The sequence below is a fragment of the Streptomyces coeruleorubidus genome (assembly GCF_008705135.1).
In the GTDB taxonomy this organism is placed as follows: domain Bacteria; phylum Actinomycetota; class Actinomycetes; order Streptomycetales; family Streptomycetaceae; genus Streptomyces; species Streptomyces coeruleofuscus.
In genome coordinates, this window is record NZ_CP023694.1 from 2,756,428 (window position 1) to 2,775,319 (window position 18,892).

Genomic DNA, 18,892 nt, shown 5'->3' on the forward strand with positions numbered 1-18,892 from the left:
ATTCAACGGAAAATCAGGCGGTGACCGCGGTGGTCCACCACACCGTGGTGTCGGCCGGCACCTTGGCCTCGTCGTCGACCTCGACGACCTCGCCGCTCGCGACCAGCACCCGGCCGTACGCCGGCATCGCCACCGACTCGCCGGTGGTGTTAGCGACGCACACGAACTCCCCGCGCCGGAAGGCGAGCACGCCCTCGGGCGCCCGCAGCCACTCCACGGAGGAGCCGGCACCGAGATCGGGCTGCGCGCGGCGCACGGCGAGCGCCGCCCGGTACAGCTCCAGGGTCGAGCCGGGCTCCCCGGTCTGCGCCTCGACGCTCAGCTCGCCCCACCCTTCCGGCTGCGGCAGCCAGCTGCCCCCGTCGCCGAAGCCGTACGCCGACCCGGCCCTGGTCCACGGGATCGGCACCCGGCACCCGTCGCGGAAGCCGTCCTGGCCCGCGCCCCGGAAGTACGCCGGGTCCTGACGCACCTCGTCCGGCAGGTCCACGACGTCCGGGAGGCCCAGCTCCTCGCCCTGGTAGATGTAGGCCGAGCCGGGCAGCGCGAGCATCAGCAGGGTCGCGGCCCGGGCCCTGCGCAGGCCCAGCTCCCGGTCGCCGGCCAGGCGGATCTGGGTACCGAGGCCGGGCGGGTTGGCGAAGCGGGTGGCGTGCCGGGTCACGTCGTGGTTGGACAGCACCCAGGTGGCCGGGGCGCCGACCGGGCGCATGGCCTCCAGGGTGCGGTCGATGACCTCGCGCATCTCCGCGGCGTCCCAGTGGGTGCTGAGGTACTGGAAGTTGAAGGCCTGGTGCAGCTCGTCCGGGCGGACGTAGTGGGCGGTGCGCTCGATGGTCGGCGTCCAGGCCTCCGCCACGAAGATGCGCTCGCCCGCGTACTCGTCGAGGACGAGCCGCCACTGCCGGTAGATCTCGTGCACGCCCTCCTGGTCGAAGAACGGCATGACATCGTTGCCCAGCAGCTTCACCTGGTCATGGGATCCAAGGTCGGGCAGCCCCTCTGCCTTCACCAGGCCGTGGGCGACATCGATCCGGAAGCCGTCGACGCCCATGTCCAGCCAGAAGCGCAGGATGGAGCGGAACTCGTCGCCGACCGCCGGGTGCTCCCAGTTGAAGTCGGGCTGCTCGGGGGCGAAGAGGTGCAGGTACCACTCTCCGGGCGTGCCGTCGGGTTCGGTGACCCGGGTCCAGGCCGGGCCGCCGAAGATCGACTCCCAGTCGTTGGGCGGCAGCTCGCCGTTCTCCCCCTTGCCGGGGCGGAAGTGGTAGCGGTCCCGCAGCGGGGAGCCCGGGCCCTCCGCGACGGCCCGCTTGAACCACTCGTGCTGGTCGGAGGAGTGGTTGGGCACGAGGTCGACGATGATCCGCAGGCCCAGTTCGTGGGCGTCGCGAATCAGCGCGTCGGCGTCCAGGAGGTTGCCGAACATGGGGTCGACGGCCCGGTAGTCGGCGACGTCGTAGCCGGCGTCGGCCTGCGGCGAGGCGTAGAAGGGGCTGAGCCACACGGCGTCCACGCCGAGGTCGCGCAGGTACGGCAGACGGGTGCGGACACCTTCCAGGTCGCCCATGCCGTCGCCGTTGCTGTCGGCGAAGCTGCGCGGGTACACCTGGTAGATCACCGCGTCCCGCCACCAGTCGCGACGCTTGGCGACGGTGGCGACGCCCGATGCGGAAGTGGGGGTAGGGGCGGCTGAGTGCTGCTGGCTCATGTCGTCCTTGATGCGTAACTGAGATGTGGTCATGTGAGCGTGAGCTGAGTGGGTGACGAGGCGGCCGCGGCACAGCGGGGTCGGATGGGCACCGCGGCCGCCTCGGGCTTGTGAGGAGCGGTTCGGCGGCACCCCGAGGGGCACCGGGTCACCCCTTCGTGCCACCCGCGGTGAGCCCGGTGACCAGGTTCTTCTGCACGAGGTAGAAGAACACGGCAGCCGGTATGGCGATCAGCACAGCCGTCGCGGCCATCAGGTTCCGCTGCGCGTCGTGCTCGCTCACGAACGTCTGGAGACCGACGGCGAACGTGTACTTGTCGTCGCTCAGCAGGAACGTGGAAGCGAACGCGACCTCACCGAAGGCCGTGAGGAAGCTGTAGAACGCGGCGACCGCGAGGCCCGGCTTGGCCAGCGGAAGGATCAGCCGTGCGAAGGTGCCGAAGGGGGTCAGCCCGTCGACGCGCCCGGCCTCGTCGATCTCGAACGGGATGGTGTCGAAATAGCCCTTCATCAGCCAGGCGCAGTACGGCACGATCGTGGTGCAGTTGACAAGGATGAGACCAAGGTAGCTGTCGATGAGCTGGAGATCCGAGAGGATCTGGTACATCGGCACGATCAGTACCGCGATCGGGAACATCTGGGTGACGAGCAGCACCCACATCAGCTTCCGGTAGCCGGGGAACCGCATGCGGGAGACCGCGTAGCCGGTGGACGCGGCGACGACGACTCCGATGAGCGTCGTGCCCAGCACCACGACCAGTGTGCTCGTCAGCCAGTCGAAGAAGCTGGTGTCCTTGAGGACGAACGCGTAGTTGTCGAACGTCATCTTCCCCCAGATGCGTCCGGGGTGCAGGTAGTCGTCCTTGTCCGGGCCGAGGGACAGGAAGAGCAGCCAGGCGATCGGGAAGAGCGCGGTCAGGCTCGCGCCGATCAGGATGGCGTGCGAGACGAGGGAGGTCGCGCGGCTGTGCTCGCCGCGGCGGCGGACCTTGCGGGGTGCGTCGGCGGGGCGCCGCCCGGTGTCCGCGGCGGAGGTCTCGACGGTGGTCGTACTCATTTCGGACTCCTGCCTCAGATCGCGAGCTGCTGCTCGTTGCGGTTCAGCCAGCGGCGGTAGAAGGAGGTGAAGACGATCAGGATGGACAGGAGCAGGATTCCGTAGGCGGCGGACTGAGCGTAGTCGCGTGGCTGCTGTCCGAAGCCGAGCTGGTAGGCCCAGGTCACGAGGATCTGGGCGTCCGGGGCGGTGTTGCCGAACAGCAGGAAGATGATGGCGAACTGGTTGAAGGTCCAGATGACGCCGAGGAGTACGACCGTCGTGCTGACGGACCTCAGACCGGGCAGGGTGACGTACCGGAACCGCTGCCAGGCGTTGGCCCCGTCCATCTCGGACGCCTCGTACAGGCTCGCGTCGATCGACTGGAGTCCGCCGAGCAGCGAGACCATCATGAACGGCACACCGCACCAGGTGTTGACCATGATCGCGGCGAACCGCTGCCAGAAGGTGTCCTCCAGCCACAGCGGCGTCGGCAGGTGCAGGAAGTCCAGGCCGGAGTTGATGATGCCGCCGTCGGCGAGCATGAACCGCCAGCCGAACACGGTGACGAAGGTCGGCACGGCCCAGGGCAGCACCAGGATCATCCGGTAGAGGGTGCGCCCGCGCAGCTTCTGGTTGAGCAGCAGGGCGAGGCCGAGGCCGATGCCGTAGTGCAGGGTGACGCAGGCAGCCGTCCAGAAGACCGTCCAGAGGAAGTGCGACCAGAACCGGTCGTACGCCGTCGGGCCCCACAGGATGTCGGCGTAGTTGTCCAGGCCGATGAACTGGTAGGTGGCGTCGATCTCGTTGACGCCGATCGTGCGGGCGGTGTTCAGGCTGGTGGCGTCGGTGAGGGTGAGGTACAGGCCGTACGCCAGCGGGTACAGCACGAGGACGCCGAGGACGATCGCCACCGGCGCGATCATCGCGTAGGCGTACCAGTGCTTGTGGAAGCCGTTCTTCAGCCGCCGGCCCGGCCCGGGTCGCGGTTCCCGCTCACCGCGCCGCTTGCCGGTCGCTCGGTCGATGACGACTGTCATGGTTCGGCACCTTCTGGAGGTTCAAGGAGTTCGGAGGGAAGCTGCCCGGGCCCGGGCGCAGGCGCGGCCGGTGGCCGCCGGATCCCCTCCCCCATGACCGGGGATCCGGCGGCCACGCGGCGGTCACTTGGAGAAGTCCGGCACCAGCTTGGCGATGGCGGTCTCGGCGTCGCCGAGGCCCTTGTCCAGGGACTCCTTGCCGCCCGCGATCTCGATCAGCTCGTCGTCGAGCGGACCCCACAGCGAGCTGTACTCGGGCAGCGCCGGGCGCGGCTGGGCGGACGACAGCACGCCCTGGTAGCCGGCGATGCCGGGGTCGGCCTTGACCTCGGCGGTGTAGGCGTCCTCGCGCGTGGGGAGCGTGGAGTTCTTCAGCGCGATGGTCTCCTGGGCCTTGGCCGAGGTCATGAACTTCACGAACTTCAGCGAGGCCTCCTGGTGGGCCTTGTCCGAGCCCGCGTACACGGAGAGGTTGTGGCCGCCGGTCGGGGCGCCCGCCTTGCCGGTGGAGCCGGCCGGGACGGTGGCGATGCCGAGGTTGTTCTTGTCCTTGAAGGCGGAGCCCTTGTAGAAGTTGGTGATCTCCCACGGGCCCTGGACGATCGAGGCGACCTTGCCGCTGACGAACGCCTCCTGGATGTGGGCGTAGGCGTCGGCGGTGGTGTCGGCCTTGTGCAGGCCCTTGCCGCTGAAGAGGCCCTTCCAGGTGCCGTAGGCCTTCTTCGCCTCGGGCGAGGTGACGGTGATCTTCTTGGCGTCGGCGTCGACGGTGTCGGTGCCCTCGCCGTAGAGGAAGGACTGGGCGTAGTAGGCCTGGGTGGAGCCCCAGTAGCCGTCGACGCCGGTCTTGTCCTTGATGGTGGCGGCGGCCTTCTTCAGGTCGTCCCAGGTCTTGGGGGCCTCGACGCCGGCCTTCTCGAACAGGGCCTTGTTGTAGACGAGGGCGAGGGTGTCCGTGGTGAAGGGGACGCCGTAGGTCTTGCCGTCGTACTTGGCCTGCTCGATCAGGCTGGGCTGGAACTTGTCCTGCTCGGCGAGGGCCTCGGTGCCGTCCAGGGGCGCGAAGAAGCCCTTCTTGGCGAAGGCGGGGGTCCAGCCGACCTCGGAGCGCAGCACGTCGGGGGCGCCCTTGGAACCGGCGGCGGTGTCGAACTTGTTCTGCGCCTGGTCGAACGGGACGTTGACGTAGTTGACCTTGATGTCCTTGTTGGCGGCCTCGAACTCCTTGACCAGGGCCTTGTACGTCGGCGCCTCGTTGGTGGCGTTGGAGGTGTCCCACCAGGTGATGGTGACCGGGCCGTCGGCCTCGTCGCCGCTGTCGCTCCCGCCGCACGCCGTCGCCGCCAGGGCGAGGGACGCCACCAGCGCGGTGGCCGCTATGCCACGCCGCATGAGTTCTCCTTGAGGGTGAAAGCCCGTTTCGTGCTGCCGACTGCACCGTTGGCCGCCGGGCGTCGGTGAGATTAGCCGCGCTGGAAGGAGTTGCGAAAGACCTTGCAGCAAAAAGTTGCAAGGGGTGCGGATGGTTATCCCGCCGTGACCTCTCCCGGACCCTTGTGGAGCCGGGGTTTCCGCCTGTTCGGCGGGGAGTCGGACAGTTGTGCAAGACTCTGCAAGCACTTGCCATCCGTTGCCGCCGCGGGAATCATCCGTTGCGGATCGGCGCCGACCACGACTTCGAGGGACCGCGATGACCAAGCCACCCGCAGCGGGCCGTGCGCCGGCCCGCACCAGGCGTCCCGTCGGTGTGCAAGCAGAACCCCGGCCGCTACAGTCCAGTGCTGTGACCACACGGCTTGCGGACATCGCTGCGCAGGCGGGGGTGAGCGAAGCGACCGTCAGCCGCGTCCTCAACGGGAAGCCGGGCGTCGCCGCCACCACCCGCCAGTCCGTGCTGGCCGCCCTCGACGTGCTGGGCTACGAACGCCCCGTGCGTCTGCGGCAGCGCAGCGAGGGCCTCGTCGGCCTGATCACCCCGGAGCTGGAGAACCCGATCTTCCCCGCCCTGGCCCAGGTCATCGGCCAGGCACTGACCCGACAGGGCTACACGCCCGTGCTGGCCACCCAGACTCCGGGCGGCTCGACCGAGGACGAGCTCACGGAGATGCTCGTGGACCGAGGGGTCGCCGGCATCATCTACGTCTCCGGGCTGCACGCGGACACCACCGCCGACATGCAGCGCTACGACCGGCTGCGCGCGCAGGGCGTGCCGTACGTGCTGGTCGACGGTTTCTCGCCGAAGGTGCAGGCGCCGTTCATCTCCCCCGACGACCGCGCGGCGATGAACCTGGCGGTGACGCACCTGGTGTCCCTGGGGCACACGCGGATCGGTCTGGCCCTGGGGCCCAAGCGGTTCGTGCCCGTGCAGCGCAAGATCGAGGGGTTCGTGCGCACCATGCAGGACCAGTTGGGCCTGGGCGCCGAGACCGTCGAGAAGGAGCTGGTGCAGCACTCCCTCTACACCCTGGAGGGCGGTCAGGCCGCGGCCACGGCGCTGATCGAGCGGAACTGCACGGCCGTGGTGTGCGCCAGCGACATGATGGCGCTGGGCGCGATCAGGGCGGCACGGCAGCGCGGCCTGGAGGTTCCGACGGACATCTCCGTGGTCGGCTTCGACGACTCTCCGCTGATCGCCTTCACCGACCCGCCGCTGACCACGATCCGCAAGCCGGTCCCGGCGATGGGCCAGGCCGCGGTCCGCACGCTGCTGGAGGAGATCGGCGGGACGCCCGCACCCCACAGCGAGTTCGTGTTCATGCCGGAACTGGTGGTGCGGGGCTCGACGGATTCGGCGCCTGGGGACCGCGCTCGCTCCTGAGGTTCGCGGCTGGATTTCGCCGCTGAACATGCGGCCCGCACCAGGGCGGAGGATGATCGGGGGGACAGGGCTTTTCTGGCAGACTTTGTGCCTATGGGTGACTCGACCGTGACGACGCTGGACGGCCGGAAAGCGGCCGTTCCGGACCCGGTCGCGGCCGATCCGGGACGGGGCCCACTCCCCCGGCTGCGCACCCCCCGCCGGCCCCGGTTCTGGTTCGAGATCCTGCTGATCGCGGTGAGTTACTGGACGTACTCGCTCATCCGCAACGCCGTGCCCGAGCAGCGGGCCGAGGCGCTGCGCAACGCCGACTGGATCTGGCAGGCCGAGCACGCTCTGGGCATCGCCGTCGAGGAGTCGGTGAACCAGGCGGTGAACTCGGTGACTTGGCTGATCATCGGTATGAACTACTACTACGCGACGCTGCACTTCGTGGTGACGCTGGGTGTGCTCGTATGGCTGTACCGTCGCCATCCCGGCCGGTACGCGGCGACCCGCCTGGTGCTGTTCGCGACGACCGCCGTCGCCCTGGTCGGTTACTACCTGTATCCGCTGGCGCCCCCACGGCTGATGAACGGCGGTGGCTTCATCGACACCGTCATGGTCCACCAGACCTGGGGATCGATGGCCTCCGGCGACCTGAAACACATGTCCAACCAGTACGCCGCGATGCCCTCGATGCACATCGGCTGGTCCGTGTGGTGCGGACTGACCATCTGCGCCCTGGCGACGATCCCCTGGGTGCGGGTTCTGGGCCTGCTGTACCCGGCGCTGACGCTGGTCGTCATCGTCGCCACGGCGAACCATTTCTGGCTGGATGCGGTCGGTGGCATGCTCTGCCTGGGCTTCGGGTTCGCGGTGGCAGGAGTCTGGTACGGGAGGCTGCCCTACGCACTGCCGCAAGTGGTACCCGCGAGACTGTGACCCGGGCGGCGAGGCCGCGCCTCACTTCCCCGTGCCTCACTTCCCCGTGCCTCACTTCCCCCGATACACCACGTGTCCCCCGGTCACCGTCAGTAGCACCGGTGCCTCGGCCACCTCGTCCGCCGGAGCGGCCACCGGGTCCAGACCCAGCGCCGTCAGGTCGGCCCGGAACCCGGGAGCGATGCGCCCGGCCGCGCCGGACTCCCCCGCCGCCAGCGCCGCATGGCTGGTGCAGCCCTCCAGCGCCTCCAGGCCGGTCAGCCCGGCCCGGGAGGATGCCGCGGCCCGCTCCTACCTCGCCGCGTTCGCCGCGCACCCAAGGGCGATCCCGCTGCTGATGACGTCCCCCGTGCGGGCACCGCGCGTGCTGGAGCAGTACGAGCGGGCGGTGACGCTGCTGCTCGACGCGGGCTTCGACCCGGCCGGGGTGATGCCCCTGCTCACCGCCCTGGAGAACCTCGTCCTCGGCTCGGCCCTCGACCTCGCCGCCTCCGAGACGATGTGGGAACTGACCGCCTCGGCACCCACCCCACGGCTGGCCCAGGCGCTGTCGGCGGTGAGCGAGGGCCGGGCGGACCGGGCGTTCGAGGTGGGGCTGACGGGGGTCATGAACCACGCGAGGGAGTTGCGGGCCGGCAGGGGCGAGGGGTAGGGAGCCGGTGGCCGTGAGGGCCAAGGCTGGGCAGCTGCGGGCCGTGAGGGCCAAGGCTGGGCAGCTGCGGGTCGGAACAGCCCGGAGCTGGGCAGCTGCGGGCCGTGAGGGCCAAGGCTGGGCAGCTGCGGGCCGGAACAGCCCGGACTAGCGCTCCGTCACCCCGTAGAACAGCTCGTCCACCACAGCCCGGGCCCGGCGTGCCGTACGCCGGTACGCGTCGAGCATGTCCCCGGCGTGGCCGGGTCCGTAGCCCAGGTACCGTCCCACGGCGGCCAGTTCACGGGGCTCCGTGGGGAACGTGTCGCCGGCCCGGCCGCGGACCAGCATGACCGCGTTGCGGACGCGGGTCGCGAGGACCCAGGCCTCGTCCAGGACCGCCGCGTCCTCGTCCCCGATGAGACCGGCCGTGCGGGCGGCGGCCAGGGCCTGACGCGTCCGGGTCGTGCGCAGGCCCGGCTCGGCCGCGCCGTGCCGCAATTGCAGCAGCTGCACCGTCCACTCCACGTCGGACAGACCGCCCGGGCCCAGCTTGGCGTGCAGCTTGGGGTCGGCACCCCGCGGCAGCCGCTCGGACTCCATGCGGGCCTTCAGCCGCCGGATGTCGCGGACGGCCTCGTCGGCGAGCCCGTCCGCCGGGTAGCGCAGCGGGTCGATCAGCTCGATGAACCGGCGGCCGAGGTCCTCGTCCCCGGCGACGTGTTCGGCCCGCAGCAGCGCGTGCGACTCCCAGGTCAGGGACCACCGGCGGTAGTACGCCGCGTACGAGGTGAGGGTCCGCACCAACGGGCCGGACTTGCCCTCCGGGCGCAGGTCGGCGTCGATGAGCAGGGGCGGGTCGGCGCTGGGGATCTGGAGCAGCCGGCGCATCTCGGAGACGACCTTGTTGGCGGCCTGCCCGGCCTCCCGCTCGTCGACGCCGTCGCGCGGCTCGTGCACGAACAGCACGTCCGCGTCGGAACCGTAGCCCAGTTCGTGTCCGCCGAAGCGTCCCATGCCTATGATCGCGAACCGGGTGGGCAGTCTGTCCCCCCAGCCGTCGCGCACGACCGCGCGGAGCGTACCCGCGAGGGTCGCGGCCGTCAGGTCCGACACCGCGCCGCCCACCCGGTCCACCAGGGCGCCCGGGTCGGCCTCGACGGGCTGCTCCTCGGTGCCGTAGGAGCCGACGATGTCGGCGGCGGCCGTACGGAACAGCTCGCGGCGGCGCACACCGCGGGCGGCCGTGACCGCCTGGGCGGCCCCGTCGGCCCGGTTCACCGCGGCGAGTATCTCCTGCTCCAGATGGGCCCGGGAGCGCGGTTCGAGGCCGCCGCCGTCCCCGTCGCCGAGCAGCGCCACCGCCTCCGGGGCGCGCATCAGCAGGTCGGGCGCGAGCCGGCCGGCGGACAGCACGCGGGCCAGGTTCTGCGCGGCGGCGCCCTCGTCCCGCAGCAGCCGCAGGTACCAGGGCGTCTTGCCGAGCGCGTCCGACACCTTGCGGAAGTTGAGCAGACCCGCGTCCGGGTCGGCCGAGTCGGCGAACCAGCCCAGCATGACGGGCAGCAGGGTGCGCTGGATGGCGGCCTTGCGGGTGACGCCGGACGCCAGTGCCTCCAGGTGGCGCAGGGCGGAGGCCGGGTCGGCGTATCCGAGGGCGACCATCCGCTCCCGGGCCGCCTCGGCACTCAGCCGCGCCTCACCGGTGGCGAGTTGGGCGACCGCGTCGAGCAGCGGCCGGTAGAACAGCTTCTCGTGCAGACGCCGTACGACGGTGGCGTGCCGCTTCCACTCCCGGAGCAGCTCGGCGACCGGGTCGGTGCGCAGGCCGAGGGAGCGGCCGATGCGGCGCAGCTCCGCCTCGTCCTCGGGCACGAGGTGGGTGCGCCGCAGCCGGAACAGCTGGATCCGGTGCTCCATGGAGCGCAGGAAGCGGTAGGCCTCGTCGAGCTGGGCGGCGTCGGCCCGGCCGACGTACCCGCCGGCGGCGAGCGCCTTCAGCGCGTCGAGGGTGGTGCCGCTGCGCAGCGAGGTGTCGGTCCGGCCGTGCACCAACTGGAGGAGCTGCACGGCGAACTCGACGTCCCTGAGGCCGCCCGGGCCCAGCTTCAGCTGGCGGTCGACCTCGGCGACGGGGATGTTCTCCACGACCCGGCGGCGCATCTTCTGCACGTCCGGGACGAAGTTCTCGCGCTCGGCGGCCTTCCACACCAGCGGCTGGACGGCGGCGACGTACTCCGCGCCGAGGTCGAGGTCACCGGCCACCGGGCGGGCCTTGAGCAGCGCCTGGAACTCCCAGGTCTTGGCCCAGCGCTGGTAGTAGGCGAGGTGGCTGGAGAGCGTCCGCACGAGCGGGCCGTTCCTGCCCTCGGGCCGGAGGTTGGCGTCCACGGGCCAGATGGACCCCTCGACGGTCGTCTCCGAGCAGATCCGCATCATGTGCGAGGCGAGCCGGGTCGCGGCCCGGACGGCCTTGGTCTCGTCGGCGCCCTCGACGGCCTCCCCGACGAAGATGACGTCCACGTCCGAGACGTAGTTCAGCTCGTGGCCGCCGCACTTGCCCATCGCGATGACCGCGAGCCGGCACAGGGCGGCGTCCTCGGGCGCGGCGGCCCCGGCGAGGCCGAGAGCGGCGCGCAGGGTCGCCGTGGCCAGGTCGGCGAGCTCGGCGGCGGACTCGGCGACGCCGGTGGTGCCGCACACGTCCCGGGCGGCGATGGACAGCAGGCAGCGCCGGTAGGCGACGCGCAGGGAGACGGGGTCGGTGGCCTGTGCGAGACCGTCCTCGAACTCCTCCACGCCGGGGTGCAGGTCGTGGGCCTCGTACATGACGAGCGCCTGCCAGTCGTCCGGGTGCCGGGTGAGGTGGTCGGCGAGGGCGGTGGAGGCGCCGAGCACACCGAGCAGCCGGTCACGCAGCGGCTTGGACGAGATCAGCGTGTCGAGCAGCTCCCGGCGGGCGCCGGGCTCCGGCTGGGCCTCCAGCAGCCGGACCAGCCCGAGCAGCGCGAGATCGGGGTCGGCGGTGGCGCCCAGCGCGTCCAGCAGCACCGGGTCGTCGCGCAGGGGCGCGAGCTCGGCGCTGTCCAGGAGCCGCTCGGCGGCGGAGGCGTCGGTGAAGCCGTGCCGCAGCAGCCGCGTGAAGGTACTGCTCCTGCGCCCCGGCGCCGCCGTCATCCGGGCCTCCCTCGCACTTGCATCGGAGTCACATCGAAAGTCTCATCGGATCAAGGTCGTACGGCTTGAGCCTAACCGCACGGGCCGGGGGAAGCGCCGATGAGTTCGGCGCCCGGACGGGGTCTGCACCTGTGAACCCACAGGCCGGGAGGACGCTCATGACCACCATGCACCCCGAGACCCGTCTGGATCGCCGCTACAGCGACGAGACGGCGACCGCGACCGACTGGCAGGAGGCCGAGGCGCGGCTCACGGCCGCCGAACTGTTCTGGATCACCACGGTGCGACCCGACGGCCGCCCGCACGTCACCCCGCTGCCGGCGGTCTGGTCGGACGGCGCCCTGCACTTCTGCACGGGACCGGAAGAGCGCAAGGCCAGGAACCTCGCCGAGAACCCGCACGTCGTGCTGACCACCGGCACGAACACCTGGAACGAGGGCTACGACCTGGTCGTCGAGGGCGAGGCGACGCGCGTGACCGACGACGGGCGCCTACGCGAACTGGCCGCCGCGTGGGAGGCGAAGTACGGCAGTTTCTGGCACTTCGAGGTACGGGAGGGCTATTTCCGCCACGGTGCGGGACACGCGGCCGTCTATGCGGTGGCGCCGCGCACAGTATTCGGCTTCGGTAAGGGGGAGCCGTTCAGCCAGACGAGGTGGCGGTTCACCGATGCCTGACGAAGGAGTCACGCCATGGACTTCACACTCGAAGTCATCCCGTTGCCGGTGACCGACATCGACCGTGCCCGGGACTTCTACCGGGACAAGGTCGGCTTCCACGTGGACATCGACCAGGAGGTCATGCCCGGGATGCGGATCGTCCAGCTGACGCCTCCCGGCTCCGGCTGTTCGATCGCCCTCGGCGACTCCATCTGGGAGATGACCCCGGGCCCCACCCCGGCACCCGGCTCCTATCAGGGCCTGCAACTGTGCGTCGCCGACATCAAGGCCGCCCACGCGGAGCTCGTCGAACGCGGTCTCGACGTCTCGGAGCCGGTCCAGTACGCCCCCGACGACGGCGCCACGTTCATGCACTTCCAGGACCCGGACGGCAACGGCTGGGCGATCCAGGAGTACCGCCGCCGGGCGACGGAGCCGCTGCACCAGTTGCTGGCGGACCTGAAGCGGCAGGGGGGCTGACCGGGTCGGTTCAGCGCGTACCTGGCGAAGTTGTAAGAACGGACGAGGGGGCCGGCGATCATCGACCGCTGGCCCCTCCCCCTTGCCGTCCAGGAGACGGCACCGCCCTTACAGCGCCGGGAGGTTCTTCCGCAGCAACTTCTTGTTCCGAAGGAAGTGACGTCGGCGTGGGGCGACCTCACACGATCGGTGTCGGCGCAGGTCTGACCTGTGATCGGGTGGTCGTTGTTGGTCGTTGTTGGTCGCCTTGGGCCGCCCTTCGACGGCCCACAGACGGCCCGGCCCGGACCGCGTCTACGGCTGGCGGCTGCGAGCGGGAGACCTCGACCCCCTCACGGCCGGAGAAATCTTCGACGCCTACTGCACCGACATCGACTCCGGCGACCCCATCTCACCGGAATACGACGTGGGGCAAATCCGGTACGGGTCGCGAGGCTTTGACCCGTACCGTAGGCCCACAAAAGTCCAGGTCAAGGACGGCGAACAGGCCACACCCTGCCGAATGCTGCACTACAGTCCTGTAATGGACAGTCCTTTTTCGGACAGTCCTCATCGAGGCTATTGACTGCCACCCATCCCCTCGCCCAAGATCATTACGCAAACTCCCACTGGGGGGTTAGGGAAGAAATGCCGTGAGGATATCCGGTAGATCGATCGTTCTCGGCTTTGTGAGCGTGGCACTCGCAGCATTTAGCTTCGCTACGCCGGCCGCCGCAGACGCCTCTCAGGCTGCCACCGTTACGGCGAACGGCACTGTCGTCGCCGCGGATGGTTCCAAGGTCGGCCAGGTCACCGTCCACAAGCGTGGTGACGGGACGAAGCCGCCCGCAGAGCTGGGTAACCCCTCAGAATGGGGTGTGGTGGTGATCAAGATGGACGATTCGACCTTTACGCCGCAGGCCTGCATGGTGCCAGTGGCGGAAATTGGTGCTACGGCTACAACCTGACCACCGACGGTAAGTACTGCTACTCGAACTACTACCACTCCACTAAGGACCACCATTCCACGGTCAAGATTGCCGGGGGTTCGAATACCGGTTACGCGTTCGCTGGCCAAACCTCCTACGCCAACCGGACGGCGGGCGCTGCCTACACCTGCGAAACCTTCTACAGCCTTGATGAGTAGATTCTGATCCCCGCATCACGCGGTGACCCTTTCGGTAGGTGGGGTAGGTTGGTGCGCCACTCGGGTCTGTTTCGTCGCCCGCGCAGTCTCCGAGTGGCGCCACCTCCTACTCTGAGGTAATCACGGAACAGGGAAGAAGAAATCGCAAACTTTCCGCGCACTCATGTTGCGCCGCTCGCAGTGCCCCTCGGGGTCGGTTTTCTACTTGGACTAGCGGGTCCCCTTACCGAAAAATGGGGCAATCCCGTTTGCGCCCCTCTAAATGTTGTTTTTTCCGATGGATGGTCGTGGGTCTGTTATGCATTCTTGGTAGGCTATTTCAGCCGATCCAAAATTGAGTCAGCCTTGCTGCCCTCTTTGGGGTTGGCTATCGGCGTGGTCACATACTATCTATTCAAGGACCTGAGCCCCACCATCCCGGCCGGACTGGAATCTGGCGCCACCGGCGAGGTAAATTACTCTAGTATGCTTGCATGGGGAATAGCAGCTTTCGTCCTTGGGGCACCCGTCGGGCTCTTGGGCAACCTGGCGCGAATTCCAAGTGTTGGCGGTCTCCCATTCCGACTGATTGTTCCGCTCGTAGCACTTTTCGAGACCTCCATGCAGCTGGCTGCAGAGGCGGATGGGCAACGTGCGGTCGTTGGAATTACTTGGAATGTGATTCGGTTCATCGCGGGCGCTGTTGCTTTGGCTCTAGTAATTCACACCATCCGGAGTTGGTGGCACTCTCGGCGTACTCGTTCCGCGGAGACGGATGAGCACCACGCCAGAAGGGACATTTCGTCCTTGTGACCTTCTGAAGTCCAGCCTCGATCCGTCAGCTGGGGCCGGTCGTTGAGGACATGACCACGCGAGAGTCAGTGGAATCCGCGATTCGCGGCTGGAACGGGCTGTCCCTGCATCGTCGTACCGGCGCGTGATCTACAACAACGTGTCGACGGTCCTCAACGCGGCGGTGGACGACGGTCACCTGTCGAAGAACCCGTGCCACGCGCAATCGGTGTGTCCACCTGCTGCGGGAAGTGGCCGCGTTGTGCCGTGGAGCGCCGAGCGCGTCTTCGCTGTACGAGCGGCACTGCCAGAGCGATACCGCGCGACGGTCGACCTCGGAGGCGGATGCGGACTCCGGCAAGGGGAGATCTTCGGGTTGCCCGTCGATGCAATCGGCTTCGACTCCGGATGGCTGCACATCGCGAACCAGGTGAAGGTGACGAAAGACGGTCTCGTGTTCGCCCCACCGAAGCGGAACAAGATCCGCGACGTTCCCTTGCCGAATCGCGTGGCGCACGTCCTCAAGCAGCATATGGAGGCGTTCCCCCCGGTAGAGATCACCCTGCCGTGGCTCCGGGTGGGCGGTCAGAGTGTCACGAAGCGGCTGCTCTTCACTCGCCTCGACGGCGCGGGTGCAGTTCGGCGTACTGACTTCAACGACCGCGCGTGGAAGCCTGCTCTCGTGGCCGCTGGGGTGATCCCCGCGCCGAATCCGGGAGAGCGCCACCAGGCTGCCCGCGAACACGGCATGCACGCTCTCAGGCACTTCTACGCCTCGGCCCTCCTGGACACCGGCGAGAACGTCAAGGCGCTGAGCAACTACCTCGGACACAACGATCCGGGGTTCACGCTCCGGGTCTACACGCACCTCATGCCGAGCAGCGACGCACGAGCCCGGAAGGCCGTGGACGGCCTGTACGAGGGCACCGATCCGGCGCCCGACGGCCCAGAGACGGCCCAGGGTCTGTGAGACGCCATGAGGCCGACGGTCCGCAACCGTCGGCCTCATCCGCTGAATCTGCGGAGAAGTCGCTCTGACCTGCGTCTACAAGGCCGGAAGGTTCTTCCGCAGCTCGAACGCCGTGACCTCCGAGCGGTACTCCTCCCACTCCGACTTCTTGTTCCGAAGGAAGAAGTCGAAGACGTGCTCCCCGAGCGTCTCGGCGACCAGGTCGCTGCGTTCCATCAGGGTCAGGGCCTCGCCGAGGTTCTGGGGGAGCGGCTCGATGCCCATCGCGCGGCGCTCGGCGTCGGAGAGGGCCCAGACGTCGTCCTCGGCGCCCGGCGGGAGCTCGTAGCCCTCCTCGATGCCCTTCAGGCCGGCGGCCAGGAGGACGGCGTAGGACAGGTACGGGTTCGCGCCGGAGTCCAGGGAGCGGACCTCGACCCGGGCCGAGCCCGTCTTGCCGGGCTTGTACATCGGGACGCGGACCAGCGCCGAGCGGTTGTTGTGGCCCCAGCAGATGTACGAGGGGGCCTCGCCGCCCGCGCCCGCCGTGCGCTCCGCGCCGCCCCAGATGCGCTTGTAGGAGTTGACCCACTGGTTGGTGACGGCGGAGATCTCCGCCGCGTGCCGCAGCAGGCCCGCGATGAAGGAGCGGCCCACCTTCGAGAGCTGGTACTCCGAGCCCGACTCGTAGAAGGCGTTGCGGTCGCCCTCGAAGAGGGAGAGGTGGGTGTGCATGCCGCTGCCGGGGTGCTCGGAGAACGGCTTCGGCATGAAGGTCGCCTGGACGCCCTGCTCCAGCGCCACCTGCTTCATGACCAGGCGGAACGTCATGATGTTGTCGGCCGTGGAGAGCGCGTCGGCGTAGCGCAGGTCGATCTCCTGCTGGCCCGGCGCGCCCTCGTGGTGGGAGAACTCGACCGAGATGCCCATGGACTCCAGCATGGTGATCGCCTGGCGGCGGAAGTCCATGCCGACGTTGGTGGGGGTGTGGTCGAAGTAGCCGGAGTTGTCGGCGGGCGTCGGACGGCTGCCGTCCAGCGGCCGGTCCTTCAGCAGGAAGAACTCGATCTCCGGGTGCGTGTAGAACGTGAAGCCCAGGTCCGAGGTGCGGGCCAGGGCGCGCTTGAGTACGTAGCGCGGGTCGGCGAAGGACGGCGAGCCGTCCGGCATGAGGATGTCGCAGAACATGCGCGCCGTGCCCGGGGCCTCCGCGCGCCAGGGCAGGATCTGGAAGGTCGACGGATCCGGCTTGGCGATCATGTCGGACTCGTAGACCCGGGCGAAGCCCTCGATCGCGGAGCCGTCGAAGCCGATGCCCTCGTCGAAGGCCTGTTCCAGTTCGGCCGGGGCCACGGCGACGGACTTGAGGAAGCCCAGCACGTCCGTGAACCACAGGCGTACGAACCGGATGTCGCGCTCCTCCAACGTCCGGAGCACGAACTCCTGCTGCTTGTCCATCTTCCGCTTCCCCATCCTTGCTGGTCAGGCCGCCTGTCTTCCGTAGCTCGGGAGGCGGTCGGGCACCTGAGCATCCCACCACACCACCATTTCGTACGCGTTGCGCACCATGATCGCCCGGGCGGCCCGGGGCCGAACGCCTCACGTACGGCGGGTGGACTGCTCTTCCGCCCATAGTGCCTGCTCGCACCGGCATCCGTAACGGCCGGTTCGGTTCGCTGTCCTCCCACTTAATTTGCATTTCATATGCAACTTTAAATACGGTGCGCGGCAGTCGAGTCCTGAGGAGTCCCGATGCTGTCCGAGCAGTCCGCCGTCACCGTCCGCGCCACCCTCCCCGCCGTCGGCGCGGCCCTCGGCACGATCACCGAGCGCTTCTACGCCGGGCTGTTCGCGGCCCACCCCGAGCTGCTGAACGACCTGTTCAACCGGGGAAACCAGGCCGCCGGCACCCAGCGGCAGGCGCTCGCCGGATCCATCGCCGCCTTCGCGACGCACCTGCTCGACCACCCGGAGCAGCGGCCGGACGCGATGCTGCACCGCATCGCCCACAAGCACGCCTCCCTCAACATCACGCCCGAGCAGTACGACATCGTCCACGAGCACCTGTTCGCCGCCATCGCCGACGTGCTCGGCGACGCCGTCACCCCCGAGGTCGCCGCCGCCTGGGACGAGGTCTACTGGCTGATGGCGAACGCCCTCATCGCCGTCGAGAAGCGGCTGCGGGAGGAGCGTGGCGGGTACGCCTGGCGGGCCTGGGAGGTCGTCGAGCGCGTCGCCGAGACCGATGACGTCGCCACGTTCCGGCTGCGGCCCGCCGACGGCGGTCCGGTGCGGGACTTCCTCGCGGGCCAGTACGTCTCCGTCCGCGTCGCGCTGGCGGACGGCGCCCGGCAGATACGGCAGTACAGCCTCTCCGGTGCGCCCGCCCCGGACCTGCGGCAGATCAGCGTGAAGCGCGTGCACGGCGACGGCACCCCCGACGGCGAGGTCTCGAACCACCTCCACGCGCGCGTGCAGGCGGGTGACGTCCTGGAGCTGTCCGAGCCCTACGGCGACCTCGTGCTGGACGCCGGCCCCGACACCCCGCTGCTGCTGGCCTCGGCGGGCATCGGCGTGACCCCCATGACCGCGATGCTGGCCCACCTCGCCGGCTCGGGGCACCGCGCCCCGGTCACCGTCGTGCACGGCGACCGCTCACCCGCCGCCCACGCCCTGCGCACCGACCACGAGGCCTACGCCGCCAAGCTGCCCGACGCGTCCGTCCACTTCTGGTACGAGCAGGACGCCCCGGCGGGCACCCGCTCCGGCCTGGTCGACCTCGCCGACGTTCCGGTCGCGCCGGGCACGCGCGCGTACCTGTGCGGGCCACTGCCCTTCATGCGGGCGGTACGGGCCCAGCTGATCGGCAAGGGCGTGGCACCGGCCGACATCCACTACGAGGTGTTCGGGCCGGACCTGTGGCTGGCGGGGCAGGCGGCCTAGACATCACGGGGATCAGCGCCCCGCGAGATCCCCAGCAGCAGCGCCCCGGTCGGCTCCGCCACGATGTCCGCCACCGTGATCGGGTCCAGTGAGGCGAAGAACGCCTCCTGGGCCCGGCGCAGGGCGTCGCGCAGGCGGCAGGCGGAGTTCAGGGGGCAGGGCGTGGGGCCCTCGCAGTCGACGACGTCGCCGTCGCCCTCGAAGGCGCGCACCACGGCGCCCACCGACGCCGTACGGCCCCGCTCGGTGAGCGTGAGACCGCCGCCGCGGCCGCGACGGGCGGCCAGCAGACCCATGTGCTGGAGCTCGGCGACGACCTTCGCCAGGTGGGTGTACGGCACGTCCATGCCGGTGGCGACGTCGCGGGTCGTCGGGCTCGACTCACCGGCGACGGCGAGCCGCATCAGGACCCGCAGGGCCAGGTCGGTGGAGCGCAGCAGCCGCATGCCCGCAGCCTAGGTAATGGGAATCTGCGGTTCAAATTATCCGTACTCGAAGGTCCGCGCCTGACCGGCAACTGTCGGTGCTGTTCTGCTCGGACGCGCCGGTGACCTCCATCAGCTCCACCTCGAAGCCCTCGAACATACCTGCTCACGTCGTGTGCAATTCCGGTTGGATGTGATCTTT

General features: G+C 69.3%; 15 protein-coding genes and 2 pseudogenes. 9 read left to right on the forward strand and 8 right to left on the reverse strand.

The genetic code is table 11. The annotated features are described in order from the left end of the window. Positions 1–13: 13 nt before the first annotated feature. The 4 genes from CP976_RS12795 to CP976_RS12810 form a co-directional block, all read right to left on the reverse strand. Positions 14–1,711 carry a glycoside hydrolase family 13 protein gene (locus CP976_RS12795; protein WP_150480470.1) on the reverse strand — a complete coding sequence of 566 codons (1,698 nt, stop codon included), beginning with the start codon at positions 1,709–1,711 and terminating at the stop codon, positions 14–16. A 148-nt stretch (positions 1,712–1,859) separates the two neighbouring features. Next, the gene (locus tag CP976_RS12800; RefSeq protein ID WP_150480471.1) at positions 1,860–2,768 is read right to left on the reverse strand and encodes a sugar ABC transporter permease; all 909 of its coding nucleotides are present in this window, start codon (positions 2,766–2,768) and stop codon (positions 1,860–1,862) included. Between the two features lie 14 nt (positions 2,769–2,782). Beyond that, positions 2,783–3,787 (reverse strand): carbohydrate ABC transporter permease, encoded by a 1,005-nt coding sequence (locus CP976_RS12805; RefSeq protein ID WP_150480472.1) that lies wholly within the window; start codon positions 3,785–3,787, stop codon positions 2,783–2,785. Positions 3,788–3,910: 123 nt separating this feature from the next. Continuing rightward, complete coding sequence (locus CP976_RS12810; RefSeq protein ID WP_150480473.1) at positions 3,911–5,179, reverse strand: extracellular solute-binding protein; 1,269 nt, start codon at positions 5,177–5,179, stop codon at positions 3,911–3,913. A 391-nt stretch (positions 5,180–5,570) separates the two neighbouring features. On the opposite strand from CP976_RS12810, the gene CP976_RS12815 reads away from it, so the two are divergent. Then, positions 5,571–6,605 carry a LacI family DNA-binding transcriptional regulator gene (locus CP976_RS12815; RefSeq protein ID WP_150480474.1) on the forward strand — a complete coding sequence of 345 codons (1,035 nt, stop codon included), beginning with the start codon at positions 5,571–5,573 and terminating at the stop codon, positions 6,603–6,605. Positions 6,606–6,698: 93 nt separating this feature from the next. Beyond that, complete coding sequence (locus CP976_RS12820; protein ID WP_150480475.1) at positions 6,699–7,529, forward strand: phosphatase PAP2 family protein; 831 nt, start codon at positions 6,699–6,701, stop codon at positions 7,527–7,529. 51 nt (positions 7,530–7,580) lie between these two features. On the opposite strand, the pseudogene CP976_RS12825 reads toward CP976_RS12820, so the two are convergent. After that, positions 7,581–7,811, reverse strand: a pseudogene (locus CP976_RS12825) (amidohydrolase family protein); the annotation flags it as partial. Between CP976_RS12825 and CP976_RS12830 the strand changes: the two are divergent. Further along, entirely contained in the window at positions 7,711–8,181 is a 471-nt protein-coding gene (locus CP976_RS12830) for a TetR/AcrR family transcriptional regulator C-terminal domain-containing protein (RefSeq protein ID WP_373304845.1), read from the forward strand. The pseudogene CP976_RS12825 and the gene CP976_RS12830 sit on opposite strands and share 101 nt — an antisense overlap. A gap of 147 nt (positions 8,182–8,328) precedes the next feature. On the opposite strand, the gene CP976_RS12835 is transcribed toward CP976_RS12830, so the two are convergent. Then, entirely contained in the window at positions 8,329–11,337 is a 3,009-nt protein-coding gene (locus CP976_RS12835; RefSeq protein ID WP_150480476.1) for a bifunctional [glutamine synthetase] adenylyltransferase/[glutamine synthetase]-adenylyl-L-tyrosine phosphorylase, read from the reverse strand. A gap of 158 nt (positions 11,338–11,495) precedes the next feature. On the opposite strand from CP976_RS12835, the gene CP976_RS12840 reads away from it, so the two are divergent. The 5 genes and pseudogenes from CP976_RS12840 to CP976_RS12865 form a co-directional block, all read left to right on the forward strand. After that, complete coding sequence (locus tag CP976_RS12840; RefSeq protein ID WP_150480477.1) at positions 11,496–12,014, forward strand: pyridoxamine 5'-phosphate oxidase family protein; 519 nt, start codon at positions 11,496–11,498, stop codon at positions 12,012–12,014. 15 nt (positions 12,015–12,029) lie between these two features. After that, complete coding sequence (locus tag CP976_RS12845; protein WP_059420767.1) at positions 12,030–12,476, forward strand: VOC family protein; 447 nt, start codon at positions 12,030–12,032, stop codon at positions 12,474–12,476. A 674-nt stretch (positions 12,477–13,150) separates the two neighbouring features. After that, the gene (locus CP976_RS43650) at positions 13,151–13,423 is read left to right on the forward strand and encodes a hypothetical protein (protein ID WP_229875273.1); all 273 of its coding nucleotides are present in this window, start codon (positions 13,151–13,153) and stop codon (positions 13,421–13,423) included. Beyond that, complete coding sequence (locus tag CP976_RS43655; RefSeq protein ID WP_229875254.1) at positions 13,327–13,602, forward strand: lactococcin 972 family bacteriocin; 276 nt, start codon at positions 13,327–13,329, stop codon at positions 13,600–13,602. Before CP976_RS43650 ends, CP976_RS43655 begins: the two co-directional genes overlap by 97 nt. A gap of 874 nt (positions 13,603–14,476) precedes the next feature. Next, positions 14,477–15,343: pseudogene (locus CP976_RS12865) on the forward strand (tyrosine-type recombinase/integrase); the annotation flags it as partial. A 75-nt stretch (positions 15,344–15,418) separates the two neighbouring features. On the opposite strand, the gene glnA reads toward CP976_RS12865, so the two are convergent. Further along, positions 15,419–16,780, reverse strand: a complete 1,362-nt coding sequence (glnA, locus tag CP976_RS12870) for a type I glutamate--ammonia ligase (RefSeq protein WP_150480481.1) — start codon at positions 16,778–16,780, stop codon at positions 15,419–15,421. A gap of 294 nt (positions 16,781–17,074) precedes the next feature. Between glnA and CP976_RS12875 the strand changes: the two genes are divergently transcribed. After that, the gene (locus CP976_RS12875) at positions 17,075–18,265 is read left to right on the forward strand and encodes a globin domain-containing protein (protein ID WP_150480482.1); all 1,191 of its coding nucleotides are present in this window, start codon (positions 17,075–17,077) and stop codon (positions 18,263–18,265) included. Here the strand turns inward: CP976_RS12875 and CP976_RS12880 are convergent. Next, the gene (locus CP976_RS12880) at positions 18,262–18,711 is read right to left on the reverse strand and encodes an RrF2 family transcriptional regulator (protein ID WP_150480483.1); all 450 of its coding nucleotides are present in this window, start codon (positions 18,709–18,711) and stop codon (positions 18,262–18,264) included. The two genes, CP976_RS12875 and CP976_RS12880, sit on opposite strands and share 4 nt — an antisense overlap. Positions 18,712–18,892 lie beyond the last annotated feature (181 nt).